Raw genomic sequence first — 18,113 nt, forward strand, 5'->3', positions numbered from 1 at the left:
TTACTTTAAGCTGCGCTTATTAAAACTTCATTTCTATTTTACCGTACACGTAGCGTCCGTTAAATCCATACGGCGAGAAGCTAGAGTAAGCAAATAAACGTGAGAAGGTGGTTACATCGTCAACATTTTCACGGGTTGCATCTGGGTAAACATCAAAAATGTTATTAGCCCCTAAGCTCAGCGATAAGTTTTCACTAAGGGAGTAGGCGACATCTAAGTCGGTTATCCATTTGGGCTTAAGCACTTCGTTACGTTCTGGGATATCTGAAGGGTCTTGAGTTTCGCCGTAACGTGTTGTTCTAAGCGTGGTACGTATGTCGTCGTTAGTCCATGTTGCGCTTAAGTTGTACTTATTACGCGGTGTGCTTACTTCAAAACGACGCAGCTCAGTGCCTGAGAACAGGTTATCTTGATCGAACCCTGCACCTTGCAGCTCTGCTGGTGGGTCGATAATATTTGTTACTTCATTTTTACCGTAGTTGTAACCTAGGTTAAAGGCTAAATCGCCATAACCATCAGTTGCTACATTATAAGAGGCAACCACATCAACACCACGGGTTTTACTGTCAATTGCATTTAAGAAGAAACGACCTTGGTTAGCGCCTGTGCCTTGAAGTAAATCGGCAGTAGCATCGCCCGATAAGTTGTTTGATAACACAATGCGGTCATCAATTAATATTTGGTAGTAATCAACCGATAAGCTGAAATTAAAGTCGGTAGACCATGTAAAACCAACGCCGTAGTTAGTAGCTTCTTCTGCATCAAGACCAGGTGAGCCCAGTGCTTTTGCTACATCGCTGCTTGGTGCGAACGTACCTGTTTCGGTTGGTTCGCCATCAACAAATACAGTGGCCACTGAGGTAAAGTATTGTTGCTGCAAAGAGGGTGCTCTAAAACCAGTTGATACAGAGGCGCGCAGCGCTAAGTCTTCAGTTAATGAATAACGAGTCGCAACTTTACCGTTAAGTGTATCGCCAAAGTCTGAGTAATCTTCATAACGGGCGGCAACCGCTAAATTCCAATCGTCGGTTAGGTAGGTTTCAAGGTCTATATACAAGCTCACGTTATGGCGGCTATTGTCGCCCTCTGATTCGGGTGTAAACCCCGGGAATACTTGTGCGCCCGCTGCGCCAAATGGGCCATCGACTGGGTCGGTTACTGCGCCTCCTGGGCCAAATGTGCCTTGTGCATATGAAGCTTCTTCGCCTGCATCTATTTGGTATCCTTCGCGGCGATACTCAGCACCTACAGCTACACTTACCGAGCTTTCTAAAAAGCTGACGTCTACTTCGCGACTAAAATCAACGTTTAAGGTAAGTTGATCGTAAGTAAGTGTTCCTGCATCAAAGCTTGTTTGGCTAGTCGGGCCGTATGAGGTATTTAAACTATTTATTACACCAAACTCAAATGCATCTTGACCATATACGGCCGATACATCGTAATTCCATTCACTTACAAAACCTTTAGCGCCAAGTGCCAGTGAAAAGTCATCTATGTCTGAAGTAATAACCGGTAAAAAGCCATCAGGGTAAACTTCTTCTATATTACGGCTATCGCTTGCACGGCGATAAAAACCACCGCCTTCGCCTTCGCGTTTGCTGTAAGAGCCAAACGAATATAAATCGACCTCATTTGTTAACTGGTAACCTGCGTTATAAAACACTGAAAAGTCTTCTACATCGCCATTACCAAAGTTATGGTTATATCGATTTACGGTAAGTTCACGTGGGTCGAGAGAGCCATCATCTAATCGTGCGTAGTTTTCACGATTATCGTAGTCAGAGCGGTTAGTTGAATGGCGGTCGCGGTATTCTGTTGAAATGTTTAAAAAGCCATTATCGCCAAGTTCAAAACCCATATTACCTTGCAGCGTTAGTGTTTGGCCGTCTGTTAAAGAGCGATCGCCCCCTTCGGTAAAGGCTAAATTACCATCACTGCCTTCAGATCCAGACTCAAGCTGTGGTACACCGTCCATTTCGGTTACGTTAGCACCATATATAGCCGCCACTGAGCCACCGCTGCTGGCACTTTTAAGCACAATATTAATAACACCGGCTATAGCATCAGAGCCATATTGGGCTGCTGCACCATCACGTAATACTTCAATGCGGTCGATAGCATTTGCTGGAATAGCATTTAAATCAACTGATGATGAACCACGACCCGTTGAGCCATTTAAGTTAAGTAATGCATTACTGTGGCGGCGTTTACCATTAACAAGCACTAAAGTGTGATCGGGTGCTAAACCACGAAGTTGAGCAGGGCGTACATGGTCACTACCGTCAGTAAGTGATGCTTGCGGGAAGTTAAAGCTAGGTAATAAATTGCTAAGTAGGGCATTCGTTTCAGTAAAGCCTGAGTTTTTAAGTGCATCTGCACCAATTATATCGATGGGTACTGCACTGTCTTCTACTGTACGGCCTAATCGGCGAGAGCCAATTACGCTTATTTGTTCGATGTTTTCTTCTGCTTTGGTTTCTTGCTCTGCAGCATTTACTGAGAGCGAACCAACTAGTGCAGCTGATGCACTCATGGCGAGTAATATTTGTGGTACCGACTGCTGTAATTTTAATAACGGTTTTCTATTCATGCTGTATTTCCCCATACCCATTGAATTATTTTAGTTTTTTACAAAAAGATAAAGATTAAACCTCTTTGTTACCTTGAACATATACTTAATTAACAAAGCCAGTCAATTGAATAACATTCAATTAATTTAAGGTTTTTTACAATTACATTTGGTTGTTTTTTATAATGACCATTGTTTTAGTTATATAGGAAGGTGATTGCTAAGTAATTGATGGATAATGAATTATATTTAAAAATTAAATTTAACGTTTAATTAACTGGTAAGATGAGGTTGGTAGATTTAACTAATTATTTGTAGGAAGCCATTTTTATTGGGCTGGCAATAAACAACTGTTGAGCTATAAATATTTTTAAAAATATAAAATAAAAATACACCCATTAAATGTTAACTAAATTAACATTTAATGGGTGTATTATAAATTATGTACTACTTATTAGAACCTATACTTTAAAGCATGAAGTAATTTTGTTTTTATAAGTAATTGGTATAAAAAAGAGTGCTAGAAATAGTGTTAAAATTTAATTTTTCCAATAAGTATGTCTTTAAACATTACCCAATCTCCCCACAAACTGTAAAAAGGGTGTTTAAAAGTAGCAGGGCGGTTTTTTTCAAAAAAGAAATGCCCGACCCACGCAAACCCATATCCAATAACAGGTAATAGCCACAATAAACCGTAGTGTTGTTTTAATAATGCTATTGCGATTACAGCAAGAACGAGGGTGCTTCCTATAAAATGTAAGCGGCGGCAAGTCACGTTGCGGTGCTCTTTTAAATAATAAGGATAGAAAGCTTTAAAGCTTTTAAACGTGGGGTTTGTACTTTGCATAGTGTGCTCTTTTATTGTTTTTTATTTTAATGAGGGTCGTGTTATTAAAGCGTAAGTTTACATTTGTTTACAGCGATAAATGGCGCTTAACGCATCTAAATAGACAAAAGGGCTAAAAGTTAATAACTTAGGCGCACTATTAATAAATAAGAATGGAACTCGGGATGTTTAAACATACTCTAGCGTGTGCTGTAATTGTAGCGCTTAGCGGCTGTTCAGAGCCAACTAATACGGTAACTCAAGAAGAAGTAAAAGCACCTATGAAGCAAGTTAACGCAGTTATATACCCAGAAACAAAAAAAGGCGATGTAGTAGATACCTACTTTGAAGAAGCCGTTAGTGACCCATATCGTTGGCTTGAAGATGATATGAGCAGAGAAACTGCCGATTGGGTTAAAACGCAAAACAATTTAACGTTTTCTTATTTAGAACAAATACCTTATCGCGATAAGTTAAAGCAGCGCCTTGAAAAACTAATGAATTACGAAAAAATAGGCGCTCCTTTTACTGAAGGCGATTACACCTATTTTTATAAAAACGATGGCCTGCAAAATCAATATGTTTTGTACCGCAGTAAAGATGGCGGCGACGTTGAAGTATTTTTAGATCCAAACAAGTTTAGTGAAGATGGTACGACGTCTATGTCGGGTTTATCGTTTTCAAAAGATGGGTCATTGCTCGCGTATCAAATATCTGAAGGTGGTAGCGATTGGCGTAAAATTATAGTTATTGATGCACATACTAAAGAGCAAGTTGAAGAAGCGCTTGTTGACGTTAAATTTAGTGGCATAGAGTGGCTTGGCAACGAAGGTTTTTACTATTCAAGTTACGAAAAACCTAAAGGCAGTGAACTCTCGGCTAAAACAGATCAGCATAAAGCGTATTACCATAAGCTAGGTACTGCACAATCTGCAGATAGTGTTGTATTTGGTGAAACTGATGAACAAAAGCATCGCTATGTAGGCGCTGATGTAACTCATGACGGCCGCTACTTACTTATTTCAGCTAGTACGTCTACTTCAGGCAATAAGCTGTTTATAAAAGATTTAACAAAAGAAAACAGTGAGTTTGTAACGGTTGTAGGAAATACTGATTCAGATACATCAGTTATTGATAACGAAGGCAGCAAGCTGTTTTTAGTTACTAACCTTAATGCACCAAACAAAAAAGTAGTGACGGTTGATGCAAGCAACCCAAGCCCAGAAAATTGGGTTGATTTAATTCCTGAAACCAAAAACGTACTAAACCTGACAAAAGGTGGCGATACCTTTTTTGCCAACTACATGGTTGATGCTATTTCGCAGGTAAAACAGTACAACAAAAAAGGCAAGCTAATTCGCGAGATTACATTACCAGGCGTGGGTACTGCACGTGGTTTTGGCGGTAAAAAAGATCAAACAACGCTTTATTATTCGTTCACTAACTACAAAACACCAGGTACTACTTATACGTTTGACGTAGCTACGGGTGAATCGGGTGTTTATCGTAAGTCGGCTATTGATTTTAATAGTGATGATTACACGTCTGAGCAGGTGTTTTACACCTCAAAAGACGGTACTAAAATACCGATGGTAATTACCTATAAAACAGGCATTAAGCTTGATGGTTCTAACCCTACAATTTTATACGGTTACGGTGGTTTTAATATTAGTTTAACGCCAAGCTTTAGCCCCGTTAATGCAGTATGGCTTGAGCAAGGTGGTGTGTACGCCGTTGCTAATATTCGCGGTGGTGGTGAGTACGGTAAAGACTGGCACAATGCAGGCACTAAATTGCAAAAGCAAAATGTGTTTGACGATTTTATTGCCGCAGCTGAGTATTTAAAAGATAAAAAGTACACGTCTAAAAAGCGCTTAGCACTTCGGGGTGGCTCTAACGGTGGTTTGTTAGTTGGCGCAGTAATGACGCAGCGCCCAGACTTATTTCAAGTGGCTCTACCTGCTGTAGGCGTACTTGATATGCTGCGCTACCATACATTTACTGCGGGCGCTGGTTGGGCATACGACTACGGTACCAGTGAGCAAAGCAAAGAAATGTTTGAATACATTAAAGGTTATTCACCACTTCATAATGTAAAAGCAGGTGTTGAGTATCCAGCTACTATGATCACAACTGGCGATCATGATGACCGCGTTGTCCCTTCGCATTCGTTTAAGTTTGCCGCTGAGCTTCAAGCAAAGCAAACGGGTAATAATCCAACGCTTATTCGTATAGAAACAAATGCGGGACATGGCGCAGGTACACCAACGAGTAAAACAATTGAGCAGTACGCTGATATATTTGGTTTTACGTTATACAACATGGGCGTAGAGTCGTTATAAAAGCGCTTTAACAAAATAGCTAACTTTAATAGCTGAGCAAAAAGGCCGAGTAAATTAAATTTACTCGGCCTTTTCAATGTTAGCAGTTAGCAGTTAGCAGTTAGCTACTGCATAGGTGAAAACAATCGTTGGTATGTTTTATAGGCGTACTCGTCGGTCATTCCACTCAAATAATCGCAAATTATACGCATCCCTTGGTTTTGCTTTTGCGCTTCTATGTATTGTGCTTGTGTTGTTTCGGGCAATAAACGCAGCGGATCGCTAGCAAAAGCGGTAAATAACTCTATTAGCAAATTTTGACCTTTAAATTCTATTTGCTGCATTTCGGGGTCACGTATTAAACGTTGAAACACAAAATGCTTAAGTATTTGCAATACACTGTCGTATTGGGCATCTAATTTAGCGGTGTACTTTAAAATAGGGCATTCAAAGTTATCGTTTTGAATATCCAAATGTATATGAATAATAAAGGTATTAACCAGCTCACCTATGGCATCTTTTCGCTCATAATCATTTTTTGAAAACAAGCGCTGGGTCAGCGATTCAAGCATGTCGTTTAGCCAGTCAAAGTTTAGTGCTTTTAAATGGGGCAGAGCATGGGTTTGCCAATCGTCTAATGTGAGTACGTGGGTTGCAATGGCATCTTCTAAGTCATGTACCGCGTATGCTATATCGTCGGCATGTTCCATTATGGCGCTGTCGAGCGATTTATACGTTGTTTTAGCGCGGTACTTATCAATAGCGGCATGGTTACCTAGCAATGTTTTATCGTTTTGACTCAGTGGTTCTACTATCCAATTGAATATGGCTGCATCGTCGTTGTATAACCCTTTGGCAGGGCGCCAATCATCTGCTTTTATAAATGCACGACCGGTTGTGGCATCGGGAATGGTATGCCAAAGCGTATTAATAAACGCGGGGTATTTTATAAAACCTAATAAAGTACGACGAGTTAGGTTCATACCGTGCCCATTACTATAGGGCTCAAGTTTTGCAACTATGCGCAGTGTTTGTGCGTTACCTTCAAAACCACCGTGATCGCGCATCATGTAATTTAGCGCTATTTCACCACCATGACCAAAAGGCGGATGGCCAATATCGTGCGCCAAACACAGTGTTTCTAGCAGTCCAGTTGATGGAAAGTGCGTAAAGTCGCTATGTTGCGCTTTTAAATGGCGCAATATGCCGGTACCAATTTGCGATACTTCTAAAGAGTGGGTAAGGCGAGTGCGGTAAAAATCGTTTAGGCCAATACCCATAATTTGGGTTTTAGCTTGCAAACGCCTAAATGCTGCGGCATGAATAATACGCGAACGGTCGACCTGCCACGGCGAGCGGTTATCGTTAGGACGATGTTTATATTGCTCTATTATTCGGCTTTGCCATTGTTTATCCATACTGCTTACTCACACATAGTTAATATTATTAAACTTTGCTCAGTATACCCATGGACTTATAAATTGCGAATGAGCAAATGCACTACATAGGCTCTGTTTTATCTAAAACCCAAATCCACTGCTGAAAATTCAACCGTAAAAGGTCATCAAATCCCAGTTATTCGCGTTTATAAAGTGGCTTAGGTATAATGCGCCTTCGTATGCTTGTGTATTAACCATGCATAGTTGTTGTTTCAAAGAGAGAATACATGTTAAAAACGATTTTTAAGCTTTTACTAACCGTGTTTTTTGTATGGGCGCTTGCATATCCGTTTATACAAAATGATGATGTTGAACTAGATGAACAAACGTCAGAACAACCAAAAAAAGTGAAGAAAAAAGAAAAACCATTACATAATGTAAAACTGCCAAAGTTTTCAGAATTTAGTGATGTTAAAGAAAAAAAACATGCATTTTTTAGCTTTATTCGTCCGCACGTTGAAGCCGAAAACAAAAAAATATTACAGCAACGCGCTAAGCTTGAAATAGCACGCATGATGCTACAAAACGAATTACCTTTAGAAAAAAAGCAAAGCAAAGATATTGCAGCAATATTAAAGTCGTACGGCTTACCAACCACCATTGATACGCTAATACTTACGCAAGCACTACGCCGTGTTGATATAATCCCTAAAGAATTAGCGCTTATGCAAGCTGCAAATGAATCGGCGTGGGGCACATCGCGTTTTGCACGTATTGGCCTTAACTTTTTTGGTCAGTGGTGTTACACAAAAGGTTGTGGCATGGTACCAAAACGCCGTAATACTGGAGCTGCACACGAAGTTGCTGCGTTTAAATCGGTAAGAGCTGCTATAAACTCTTATTTTAAAAACATAAATACGCATCCTGCTTATAAAGATTTACGCGCAATACGTGAAAACTTACGTCTTGAGCAAAAACCAATTTTAGCGACTGAACTTACACATGGTTTAATGTCTTACTCTGAGCGCGGTGAAGCGTATATAGAAGAGCTAAACACGATGATTAGCCAAAATAGAGCCTACTTTGATGAATAAATACATTTTTAATTGCACCAACGCCATTGCGTTAGTGCTGCTGGGCATGAGTGCATTTAATGTTAATGCAAGAGAATTTGTTATGTCGTATGACGGTTTTTATGACCGATTAAAAGTTGTTAACAAAGGCGACTTCCAATATGCGCGAGTTAATTTTTATATAAGTGATATAGCAACTAATGAAGCGTGTGCCATTAAAAGCGGCACTATTTTAACTGAAAGAAACGAGTACCCACTTAACTTCACCGATAAAGCACAGCTATTATTACCGTTCGATAAGCAACTTGATACAGATAAAGCCGTCATTGTGGTGCAGCCACAAAATCCAGATCATGATTGCCAATTAAAACTTCAAATAGAAGCAAACGAACTTGAAGATTTAACATTTTCAAAGCAGTCGTTATATACCATTAACGAAGAACTTGATGAGCTGTTAACTGATTTATCGGGCTTTTTTGTAAGTAAATTAATGTGGTTTTTATTACCAGAGCAAAAGGGCGTAGCAGTTACATTTAAAAGCCCAATGCAATTTGATGATAAGAGCATAACGTGTGAAAAGTCAGTGTGTTATTTTGCAGTTGAAGATAGCTGGGAAGATGATAGCGCAGTGCTTGGCGATATATCGAACGTTATTAAAGTAACGCCTTGGATTGTTAAGTAGCTCACATACAAAAAGCGGCATTTAGCCGCTTTTTTTGTACCAAAATCAGTACTCTTTTTTAGTCTTTGGTTTTTATTTAATAAGTGGTGCTGATGAATCGCGCTGCATTAAAGTAGGTTCAAAAAAGCGATTTATAACGAGGTTTTTATTTTGATATACGTCTTTAAGCACTAATTTAGCTGCCATTTCGCCCATTTTCCCGACCGGATTATCTATGGTCGTGAGTGTAGGGTATAGGTAGTTTGCAAAAATAACGTTATCAAATCCAACAATCGATAAATCAATTGGTAAGTTATAACCGTGCTCTCGTGCATACTTCATGGCACCGGAAGCCATTTCGTCATTGGCGCATACCAGTGCAGTAAAGCTAAGTTTTTCATCAATAAAATGTTTTAAGCCTTTACTACCGCCAGTTTCGTTAAAGTCGCCAATATAATAAAGCGTAGGATCAAATTTAACACCAGCCTCTGTGAGTGCTTGTTTGTGACCTTCAAGTCTATTAAATGCATCGGCTTTAAACTGCGGGCCTGCAATATACGCTATTTGTGTATGGCCTTGATTTAATATCGATTTAGTGGCTAGGTAACCACCTAATTGATTATCTAGGCTGATACAGTTGTCTTTTAGTTGCTCTACGTAACGGCTCATTAAATAAACGGGTGTAGAGCCTTGGCTTAATTTTATTAGGTAGTCGTCTGAGACGGCTTCAACGTGCAAAATAATGGCATCGCAGCGTCTGCTAATTAAAAACTCAATGCCTTCTTGTTCTTTGTCTTCTTCACTGTGTCCGGTGGTAATAATAACGTGTTTACCCGCAGCACGAAGCTCTGATTCAATACCTGCCATCATTTGGGCAAAGAAAGGACCATGTAACTCAGACACTAAAATACCGACACTGTTAGTACAGTTAGAGGCTAAAGATTGCGCTATTGAATTAGGCTTGTAGCCAAGCTGCGCCATAGCATCAAGCACTTTTTGTTTAGTTTTATCGCTTACACGGGTATTTTTGTTCATCACGCGAGAAACGGTGGCTAACGATACGCCCGCAAGCTCTGAGACTTGATAAATTGTTGCCATGTTATTTGTTCACTCGCTTATCCTTAACTACTTCGGCTAAATAATACCTTAGAGTATATATCTTAACTAGCTGTTAGTTTAGATTGAATATTTTCAACAACCTGATTAGTCAGTGTATATTTTTTCATTATGTAGGCAACAAATAATGAGCCAAAAGCAGGTAGTACAGTGAATGACAGTAAAATACCGTGTTGGGTATCAAGAGTTTGTACTGCATCGGCCTGATAACTGTAAAAAGATAACAACCAGCCTGCAATTGCGCCGCCTACCGCCACGCCCATTTTAATAAAAAATATGACGCCTGAATAAACTAAACCCGTAATGCGTACACCTGTTTTTTCATGCCCGTAATCTATGGTGTCGGCCATTTTGGCCCACAACAAAGGGGTTGCCATATCTAAAAAGAACTTCCATAAAATAAAGGCAGTAAATGCGAGTACTAATTGATCTTTACTAATAAAGTAGCTAAAACCACAAATAGCGGCAGCAATAACTTGTAAGCTTATATAGGCTTTTATTTTACAAAAGCGCTTTGCAAGTGGTTGAGCTAAAGCACACCCTAGCATGCTTGCTGCAACGCCTAGTGTCATAAATAAGGTGATTAGATCGTCTCGACCTAAATAGTATTTTACGTAGTAAACAGCAAGCGTAAGCCTTAATACTTGACCGGTAAGTAAAAAAAACGCAGCTAAGCAAAGTGTTCGCCATTGATCGTTTTTAATTAATGCTTTAATACTTTGGGCAAAAGGAATGTTTTGCTCTTTTGGCTGTTGTATACGCTCTTTTGTGCCTAAAAAACAAAGTAAAAAAAGTACAAAGCCTAAAATGCTCATTGCAGTCATGGTGTATTGATAGCCCTTAGCAGCATCGCCTTGGCCAAAGTACTCAACCATTGGCATAGTACAACCCGCTACTATTACGCCGCCTAACATACCAAATACAAACCGGTAAGACTGAATAGTCACGCGCTCTTTTACATCTGCAGTAAGTACACCGCCCAATGCACAATAAGGAATATTGATAGCGGTGTAAGCCACCATAAGTAGTGTGTAAGTAGTAAAGGCATAAATTATTTTATCGGTGCCTTCTAAATCAGGCGTAGTAAACGCTAAAATACTAATAATGGCAAAAGGAAGCGAAAGCCAAAGTAGGTAGGGGCGAAAGTGCCCCCAGCGCGTATGTGTTTTGTCAGCAAGGTTGCCCATTAATGGGTCGGTTACGGCATCAAAAATACGTACTGCTAAAAACATAGTACCGACAACAGCGGGTGATAAACCCACTACGTCTGTGTAGTACAGCATTAAAAACATCATAACTGTTTGAAAAATGATATTACTGGCGGTGTCGCCTAAGCCATACGCTATTTTTTCTTTTACACTGACCATGATTATTTATCCCGCTTTATACTTGTTTTTAGTTATGGGTATGCTCTTATCTTTTAGAGATGAGTTCTTTATAAGCTAAGCCACTTTTTTTAATAGTGCGTTGCTGGGTTTTATAATCTACATACACAATACCAAAACGTTTTAAATAGCCTTCAGCCCATTCAAAGTTATCCATTAGACTCCAAGCAAAGTAGCCATGTATAACAACACCTTGTTCAATTGCATTATGAACCGCGTTTAAATGAGTATTATAATAACTTAAACGGTCTAAGTCGTTAACTGCACCATTATTATACGTATCGGGCATTGCTGCACCATTTTCGGTTATATAAATAGGCGGTAAGGTGTATGTTTTATTAAGCGATACGAGCAAGTCGGTGAACGATTGCGGGTAAATTTCCCACCCCATATCAGTTAGCGGGCCCGTAGGTGAAATAGGCTCATAAATGTCAGCAGGGTGCGCTTTATAAACTTGGCGGGTATAAAAGTTAATACCTAAGTAATCAATAGATTGAGAAATTAGTTCCAAATCGCCCTCAAGAATTTCAGGCTGATGGTTTAATGGTAATTGATTAATTATATCAGGATATTGGGCATCAATTATTGGTTTTATATACCACTGATTAAGATAGTCGTCTGCAAATGCAGTGGCTTTTAAGTCTTCGTCACTTTGAGTAAGGCTATAACACGGCGTAAAGTTAAGCACTATGCCATTTAATGTATTAGGCGAGTTTTGCTTTAATACGCTCATAGCGAGTCCGTGGGCTAATAATAAATGGTGCGCTGCTTTACGGCCATATTCTTTACCCACTTTACCTGGGGCATGAATACCAATTTCGTAACCTAAAAACGCACTACAAAATGGTTCATTCAATGTGGCATAAGAGTGAACGCGATCGCCAAAGGCTTTGGTAATTAAATTTACGTAATGTTCAAAAGCGTAAGCTGTTTGTCTGTTAAGCCAACCGCCTTCATCTTCAAGGTGTTGCGGTAAATCCCAGTGGTACAAAGTAACAAAGGCTTTAATATTGCGACGTTTTAGCTCATCTAAAATATCAGTATAAAACTTCACGCCAACAGGATTTAACTTTGCGTCTTGGGTCATCACGCGCGGCCAAGAAATAGAAAGCCTGTAAGCATCTACGCCAAGTGACTCAATAAGGTCTATATCATCACGCCAAAGGTTATAGTGATCGCACGCGGTATGCCCGTCTGAGCTATCGACTATTTTATTGGGCGTATCGCAAAAAGTGTCCCAAATACATGGGAGACGATCTTGGGATCCGCCTTCTATTTGAAAAGAAGCTGTGGCCACACCGTATACAAAGTTTTTAGATAAAAGCGGTGAATGGGGTGGTAATGATAATTTTGTCATTAATAACAAACCTTTTGTTAGTCATTTACAGAGAAATAAGCTCTGTGTTTTTGCTTAATTAATGCTGTATGCGTGGTACAAAAAATAAAAAGTGTTGAAATATACAGCTTGTTCGTATTTAATTGCATATGAAAGCGCTTACATTTAAGGTTAGTGTTTATTAATTCTTAGGTCAACTCTTTAATGCTTCTGGATGGTTTAAAGACAGCTGAAAACTAAAACAGGGCAGCTTAAGAATAGATTTATAATAATAAAATACGGAGAACACATGGCAAGTTCAGCACCAGTGACAACACACACACAGTCGCAAAACTATCAGGATAAAAATTACAGTTTTGCATTAACTTCTCTAACAACATTATTTTTTATGTGGGGATTTATAACCTGCTTAAATGATATTTTAATCCCACACTTAAAAGCCGTATTTAACTTAACGTATGTACAAGCCATGTTGGTTCAGTTTTGCTTTTTTGGCGCTTACTTTTTAATGTCACTTCCAAGTGGTTATATAGTTAAAAAGGTGGGCTATAAAAAAGGCATTGTGATTGGATTATTAATTGCAGCAGTCGGGTGTATATTATTTTACCCAGCAGCGTCTTTACATAGTTACTCTGTATTTTTATTCGCTTTATTTGTACTTGCCAGCGGCATAACGTTATTGCAAGTATCTGCTAATCCTTACGTAAGTTTGTTGGGCTCACCAAAAACTGCGTCATCTCGACTTACGCTTACCCAAGCTTTTAATGCATTAGGTACCACTGTTGCGCCATCATTTGGTGCTCTGTTAATTCTAGACTCAGCGTCAGAAGCCTTTTTAACACCGGCTCAAAATGCAGAGTCAGTTCAACTTCCTTACCTCCTTCTAGCTGCAATGCTTATTTTACTAGCCGGTATTTTTGCTTGGCTTAAATTACCAGACATTATGAGCGAGCAAAAAGCAGAAGCCGAAAAATCAGAGGCAATTGAAGGCAGTGCTTGGCAGTATCGCCATCTTGTATTAGGTGCTGTGGGTATATTTATGTATGTAGGCGCCGAAGTGGCAATTGGTAGCTTTTTAGTAAGCTTTTTAGCACAAGAAAATATAGCAGGGCTAAAAGAGAATGTTGCAGCTCATTACATCACTTATTATTTTGGTGGTGCTATGGTTGGGCGTTTTATTGGTGCTGCTGTAATGCAAAAACTACCCGCAGGTAAAGTACTTGGCTTTAACGCAACCATGGCTATTATTTTAGTCATTATTGCCATGAGCACGTCGGGTCAATTAGCAATGTGGTCAATACTATTGGTTGGTTTATTCAATTCGATTATGTTCCCAACTATTTTTAGTTTAGCGTTAAATGGACTTGGTAAGCATACCGCTCAAGGCTCTGGTATTTTGTGTTTGGCGATTGTAGGTGGTGCAATAGTGCCACTTTTACAAGGTGCGCTTGCTGATAGTGTGGGTGTTCAACTTTCGTATGTTTTACCTATTTTATGTTACATATTCATTGTTTTTTACGGCCTACGAGGCAGCAAACCAGTATTAGTGAAGGAGCCATCATAATGAAAACGACTTTTAAACTTAATGCATTAGCAATTGCAACGTTAGTAGGAAGTGTTACTGCACTAAGCGGATGTACTAACGAAAGCAATGTTGAAAAAGTAAATGTTGAAGCGCAATCAAAGCTTGAGAAAATTTGGCCAAAGCTTTCAATTGCAGTGAAAAAAGACCCTGCTATTGAAGCTCAAATTGTCACGTTTTTAGAAAATATGACGCTTGAGCAAAAAGTAGCGCAAATGATTCAACCAGAAATTCGTGATATTACCGTTGAAGACATGCGTAAATATGGTTTTGGCTCTTACCTCAATGGCGGTGGTGCTTTTCCTAATGGCGATAAGCATGCAACGCCAGAGGATTGGGTTGCACTTGCAGAAAAAATGTATCAAGCATCTATTGATGACTCAGTGGACGGCAGCAAAATTCCGACTATATGGGGCACCGATGCAGTACATGGTCATAATAACGTAATTGGCGCGACACTTTTTCCACATAACATTGGTTTAGGCGCGGCTAATAACCCAGATTTAATAGAGCAAATAGCGTCTATTACCGCAGTAGAAGTAATGGCTACGGGGATAGATTGGGTATTTGCACCCACTGTAGCAGTAGTACGAGACGACCGTTGGGGCAGAACGTACGAAGGCTATTCTGAAGATCCAAAAATTGTTCACGATTACTCAGCAGCGATTGTAAATGGATTGCAAGGTAAAGCCGATGGCGACTTTTTAAGTGATAAGCGCGTTATTAGCACGGTTAAGCACTTTATTGGCGATGGCGGCACCGTTGATGGAGATGATCAGGGAAATAATATAGACAGCGAGCAATCGCTATTTGATATTCATGCCCAAGGTTACGTAGGTGGTTTGTCGGCGGGTAGTCAATCTGTTATGGCATCTTTTAATAGCTGGAATGGCGTTAAAAATCACGGCAATAAATACTTACTTACAGATGTATTAAAAACACGTATGGGTTTTGATGGTTTTGTAGTGGGAGATTGGAACGGCCATGGGCAAATTAAAGGCTGTACTAACGAAAGCTGCCCAGAAGCGGTAAATGCTGGCCTTGATATTTTTATGGTGCCAACAGGTGCGTGGAAGCCGCTATATGAAAATACAATTGCACAAGTAAAAGCAGGTAAAATAAGTATGAGCCGCATTGATGATGCGGTTGCACGTATTTTACGCGTTAAGTTACGCGCTGGGTTATTTGATAAACCAAGTCCGGCTAAGCGCCTGTACTCGGGTAAAACAGAGCTTATTGGCGCTCAAGCGCATCGCGAAGTAGCACGCCAAGCTGTGCGCGAATCGCTTGTATTACTTAAAAATAAAAATAACCTATTACCTATCGCAGCTAATCAACACGTACTTGTTGCAGGTGATGGTGCCGATAACATAGGTAAACAGTCGGGTGGTTGGAGTATTACGTGGCAAGGGACTAATAATAAAAATGCAGACTTCCCTGGAGCAACGTCAATTTACAAAGGGCTTGAAGAGCAAATATCTGCAGCAGGTGGAAGTGTTACTTTAAGTGCTGATGGTACGTTTGAACAACGTCCTGATGTTGCCATTGTTGTATTTGGTGAAGAACCTTACGCAGAAGGGCACGGCGATAAAGATAACCTTGAGTTTGAGCGCGGAAATAAAAAGTCGTTAGCACTTTTAAGCTCGCTAAAAGAGCAAGGCATTCCTGTTGTATCTGTGTTTATTTCAGGTCGCCCTATGTGGGTGAACAGCGAACTTAACGCATCTGATGCTTTTGTGGCTGCTTGGTTACCAGGTACAGAAGGTGCGGGTATTGCTGATGTGTTATTAAAAGCGGCAGACGGCACCATCCAAAATAACTTTAAAGGTAAGCTATCGTTTTCTTGGCCTAAATCGGCGGTACAAACTGCGGTTAATAAGGGCGATGAAAATTACGATCCATTACTTCCTTATGGTTTTGGTTTAACGTATGGCGATAAAAATGTGCTAGCTGACGACCTTGATGAAGACTCTAAACTTGATAACTCAGGGCTTACAAGTATGGATATACTTGTTGGTGCACCTGTAGCACCATGGCGCTTATTGTTAAAATCGGGCGATGGGCTTTTAGATGTATCGAGTAGTACCCATGAATTTGGTGCAATTAAATACCGTACTGAGGACAAAACAGTACAAGAAGACGCGCGCCAATTTAACTTCAGCGGTGCAGAAAAAGCCAGTGCTGAAATAGTAACAAGCTTTGCAGAAGATACCATTGCCTACGTTGAAGCAAACAGTGTGATTAGCTTTGATCTTAAATTAAACGAGGCACTAACGAACGATGTAGCCCTTGCTATGACTTGTTCGGGTGAGTGTGGTGCAAGCATTGATTTAGCAAACGTAGTGGATAAAACTATTGAAAATAAATGGCAGTCAGTATCAATTGATTTAGGTTGTTTTGCTGATAAGGGTGTTAATTTTGCAAGCCTTACAAGCCCATTTAGCTTGCACAGCAATGGTAAAGCATCAATTTCTGTAGCTAATATTCAGTTTGTGCCAAATAAAGCGGACGAGGCTACGCTGTCTTGTAAGTAGTTTATTAACTTTATTGTGTGTATACCAAAGCCCTTCTAATGAAGGGCTTTTTTTATGGATAGATGTTAGCTAGATAAAATATGGTAGTGTAAATATAGTTGTTTTTAATGCGCTTATAAGTCACTTAAAAGCAATTAACTTTTAGTGAGTAAGTTTTTTTCATCAAAGGTTACTACTTTGTCTCGGCCTGTTTCTTTAGCTAAGTAAAGGCGTTTATCAGCATAAGCGAGCAGCTCTTTTATAGTTGCATTCCCATTAATTGCATTACTTACCCCAGCGCTTACGGAAAGTTTTATATGCTGATTTTCATGATAAAAAGCTTGAGTGCTTATATTCTTTCTTAATAGCTCAGCATCACGTTTTGCTGCACTAAGTGTGTAATCAGGTAGTAAAATGGCAAATTCTTCTCCGCCAATTCTGGCACTAATACCTACATTTAAAAATTGCTCTTTAATAAAGTGAGATATCCACTTAATTGCGTGGTCGCCCGCTTCGTGACCAAACTGATCGTTTACACGTTTAAAAAAGTCAATATCGAGCAAAATAACAGACACATTTTTGTCTATATTTTTAGGATCACTTAGTGCTTCTTTACTTTTTGTAAAAAAGCCACGGCGATTAAGTAATTGGCTTAAAGTATCGGTGTTAGCAAGGCTTGAAAGTGTATGCTCTGTATTAGAAGCCAGCAGGTATGGCAATATTAGTGCGCTACAAGTGGCTAAAATTAAATGACTACTTAAGATAAGTTGCAGTGGCTCTATGTAGTTTGGCGAATTAGTACTAAAAATAGATATTGCCAATAGTGTTGTTTGTATGAGCATTAAAATGCTGTGAATTGACAAACAAACTATCAGCGCTTTTTTTTGCAAAGTGGCTACAAAGTTCATCTGCTTAATAATATATGCGGAATATAGGTATAAAACCGAAATAATTAAGCTTGTCAGCATTTGCCCTGCAGGGTCTGAATATATGGGTAATAAAGCAACCCCCGTTAATCCAAGGAGACAATACAGATGTTTTAAGTTTAGTGCCTTACTGTGCTTATATTTATTTAACCCAATAATAATTAACAATGGACTTAGTAATATAAAAATATCAGCCAAATAGTGAGTAATAAAAGGCGCGTCTATTACTAACTTTAAACAGGCAAGTAACTCGGCAAATGCAAAGGTAATGCACGCTAGGCCAAATAATAAAAATGATGTTTGTTTTTTAAAGTTATGTACGGATAAAAAAAACAAGCCTATTAATACGTTAAGAATAAAAGAGAGACTGATCACAGTAGGCAGGTGTAGCATTTAAGATTCTCTTTTATTAAAGATAGGCGTGGT

12 protein-coding genes are annotated in these 18,113 nt (G+C 39.4%); 5 read left to right on the plus strand and 7 right to left on the minus strand.

Annotated elements, in window-relative coordinates:
- Positions 1–19: 19 nt before the first annotated feature.
- Complete coding sequence (locus L655_RS0123320) at positions 20–2,590, minus strand: TonB-dependent receptor (RefSeq protein ID WP_024606439.1); 2,571 nt, start codon at positions 2,588–2,590, stop codon at positions 20–22.
- 511 nt (positions 2,591–3,101) lie between these two features.
- On the minus strand, positions 3,102–3,416 hold the full coding sequence (locus L655_RS0123325) for a DUF962 domain-containing protein (RefSeq protein ID WP_024606440.1): 315 nt from the start codon (positions 3,414–3,416) through the stop codon (positions 3,102–3,104).
- Positions 3,417–3,580: 164 nt separating this feature from the next.
- On the opposite strand from L655_RS0123325, the gene L655_RS0123330 reads away from it, so the two are divergent.
- Positions 3,581–5,737 (plus strand): prolyl oligopeptidase family serine peptidase, encoded by a 2,157-nt coding sequence (locus L655_RS0123330; protein WP_024606441.1) that lies wholly within the window; start codon positions 3,581–3,583, stop codon positions 5,735–5,737.
- 104 nt (positions 5,738–5,841) lie between these two features.
- On the opposite strand, the gene L655_RS0123335 is transcribed toward L655_RS0123330, so the two are convergent.
- The gene (locus L655_RS0123335) at positions 5,842–7,134 is read right to left on the minus strand and encodes an anti-phage deoxyguanosine triphosphatase (RefSeq protein WP_024606442.1); all 1,293 of its coding nucleotides are present in this window, start codon (positions 7,132–7,134) and stop codon (positions 5,842–5,844) included.
- Positions 7,135–7,382: 248 nt separating this feature from the next.
- On the opposite strand from L655_RS0123335, the gene L655_RS0123340 reads away from it, so the two are divergent.
- Together L655_RS0123340 and L655_RS0123345 are read left to right on the plus strand one after the other, a co-directional pair.
- Entirely contained in the window at positions 7,383–8,189 is an 807-nt protein-coding gene (locus tag L655_RS0123340; RefSeq protein ID WP_024606443.1) for a glucosaminidase domain-containing protein, read from the plus strand.
- The gene (locus L655_RS0123345) at positions 8,182–8,850 is read left to right on the plus strand and encodes a DUF2987 domain-containing protein (RefSeq protein WP_024606444.1); all 669 of its coding nucleotides are present in this window, start codon (positions 8,182–8,184) and stop codon (positions 8,848–8,850) included. The genes L655_RS0123340 and L655_RS0123345 overlap by 8 nt, the downstream gene beginning before the upstream one ends.
- Before the next feature lie 72 nt (positions 8,851–8,922).
- Here L655_RS0123345 and L655_RS0123350 read toward each other — a convergent pair whose 3' ends face one another.
- From L655_RS0123350 to L655_RS0123360, 3 genes are all read right to left on the minus strand, one after another.
- Positions 8,923–9,927: a LacI family DNA-binding transcriptional regulator gene (locus L655_RS0123350; protein WP_010552528.1), complete on the minus strand. Its 1,005-nt coding sequence runs from the start codon at positions 9,925–9,927 to the stop codon at positions 8,923–8,925.
- 62 nt (positions 9,928–9,989) lie between these two features.
- The gene (locus L655_RS0123355; RefSeq protein ID WP_024606445.1) at positions 9,990–11,312 is read right to left on the minus strand and encodes an MFS transporter; all 1,323 of its coding nucleotides are present in this window, start codon (positions 11,310–11,312) and stop codon (positions 9,990–9,992) included.
- Between the two features lie 46 nt (positions 11,313–11,358).
- The gene (locus L655_RS0123360) at positions 11,359–12,687 is read right to left on the minus strand and encodes a GH1 family beta-glucosidase (RefSeq protein WP_024606446.1); all 1,329 of its coding nucleotides are present in this window, start codon (positions 12,685–12,687) and stop codon (positions 11,359–11,361) included.
- A gap of 268 nt (positions 12,688–12,955) precedes the next feature.
- Here L655_RS0123360 and L655_RS0123365 point away from each other — a divergent pair, with 268 nt between their 5' ends.
- Both L655_RS0123365 and L655_RS0123370 read left to right on the plus strand, forming a co-directional pair.
- Positions 12,956–14,230 carry a sugar MFS transporter gene (locus tag L655_RS0123365; RefSeq protein WP_024606447.1) on the plus strand — a complete coding sequence of 425 codons (1,275 nt, stop codon included), beginning with the start codon at positions 12,956–12,958 and terminating at the stop codon, positions 14,228–14,230.
- On the plus strand, positions 14,230–16,782 hold the full coding sequence (locus L655_RS0123370) for a glycoside hydrolase family 3 N-terminal domain-containing protein (protein ID WP_024606448.1): 2,553 nt from the start codon (positions 14,230–14,232) through the stop codon (positions 16,780–16,782). Before L655_RS0123365 ends, L655_RS0123370 begins: the two co-directional genes overlap by 1 nt.
- Positions 16,783–16,916: 134 nt before the next feature.
- Here L655_RS0123370 and L655_RS0123375 read toward each other — a convergent pair whose 3' ends face one another.
- Entirely contained in the window at positions 16,917–18,080 is a 1,164-nt protein-coding gene (locus L655_RS0123375) for a GGDEF domain-containing protein (RefSeq protein WP_024606449.1), read from the minus strand.
- Positions 18,081–18,113 lie beyond the last annotated feature (33 nt).

Source organism: Pseudoalteromonas sp. TAE79 (assembly GCF_000498015.1).
In the GTDB taxonomy this organism is placed as follows: Bacteria; Pseudomonadota; Gammaproteobacteria; order Enterobacterales; family Alteromonadaceae; genus Pseudoalteromonas.

What these genes read in the sequence shown, in the direction of transcription:
- L655_RS0123320 (WP_024606439.1), bottom strand. Translation starts at nt 2,590, where the DNA reads ATGAATAGAAAACCGTTATTAAAATTACAGCAGTCGGTACCACAAATA.
- L655_RS0123325 (WP_024606440.1), bottom strand. Translation starts at nt 3,416, where the DNA reads ATGCAAAGTACAAACCCCACGTTTAAAAGCTTTAAAGCTTTCTATCCT.
- L655_RS0123330 (WP_024606441.1), top strand. Translation starts at nt 3,581, where the DNA reads ATGTTTAAACATACTCTAGCGTGTGCTGTAATTGTAGCGCTTAGCGGC.
- L655_RS0123335 (WP_024606442.1), bottom strand. Translation starts at nt 7,134, where the DNA reads ATGGATAAACAATGGCAAAGCCGAATAATAGAGCAATATAAACATCGT.
- L655_RS0123340 (WP_024606443.1), top strand. Translation starts at nt 7,383, where the DNA reads ATGTTAAAAACGATTTTTAAGCTTTTACTAACCGTGTTTTTTGTATGG.
- L655_RS0123345 (WP_024606444.1), top strand. Translation starts at nt 8,182, where the DNA reads ATGAATAAATACATTTTTAATTGCACCAACGCCATTGCGTTAGTGCTG.
- L655_RS0123350 (WP_010552528.1), bottom strand. Translation starts at nt 9,927, where the DNA reads ATGGCAACAATTTATCAAGTCTCAGAGCTTGCGGGCGTATCGTTAGCC.
- L655_RS0123355 (WP_024606445.1), bottom strand. Translation starts at nt 11,312, where the DNA reads ATGGTCAGTGTAAAAGAAAAAATAGCGTATGGCTTAGGCGACACCGCC.
- L655_RS0123360 (WP_024606446.1), bottom strand. Translation starts at nt 12,687, where the DNA reads ATGACAAAATTATCATTACCACCCCATTCACCGCTTTTATCTAAAAAC.
- L655_RS0123365 (WP_024606447.1), top strand. Translation starts at nt 12,956, where the DNA reads ATGGCAAGTTCAGCACCAGTGACAACACACACACAGTCGCAAAACTAT.
- L655_RS0123370 (WP_024606448.1), top strand. Translation starts at nt 14,230, where the DNA reads ATGAAAACGACTTTTAAACTTAATGCATTAGCAATTGCAACGTTAGTA.
- L655_RS0123375 (WP_024606449.1), bottom strand. Translation starts at nt 18,080, where the DNA reads ATGCTACACCTGCCTACTGTGATCAGTCTCTCTTTTATTCTTAACGTA.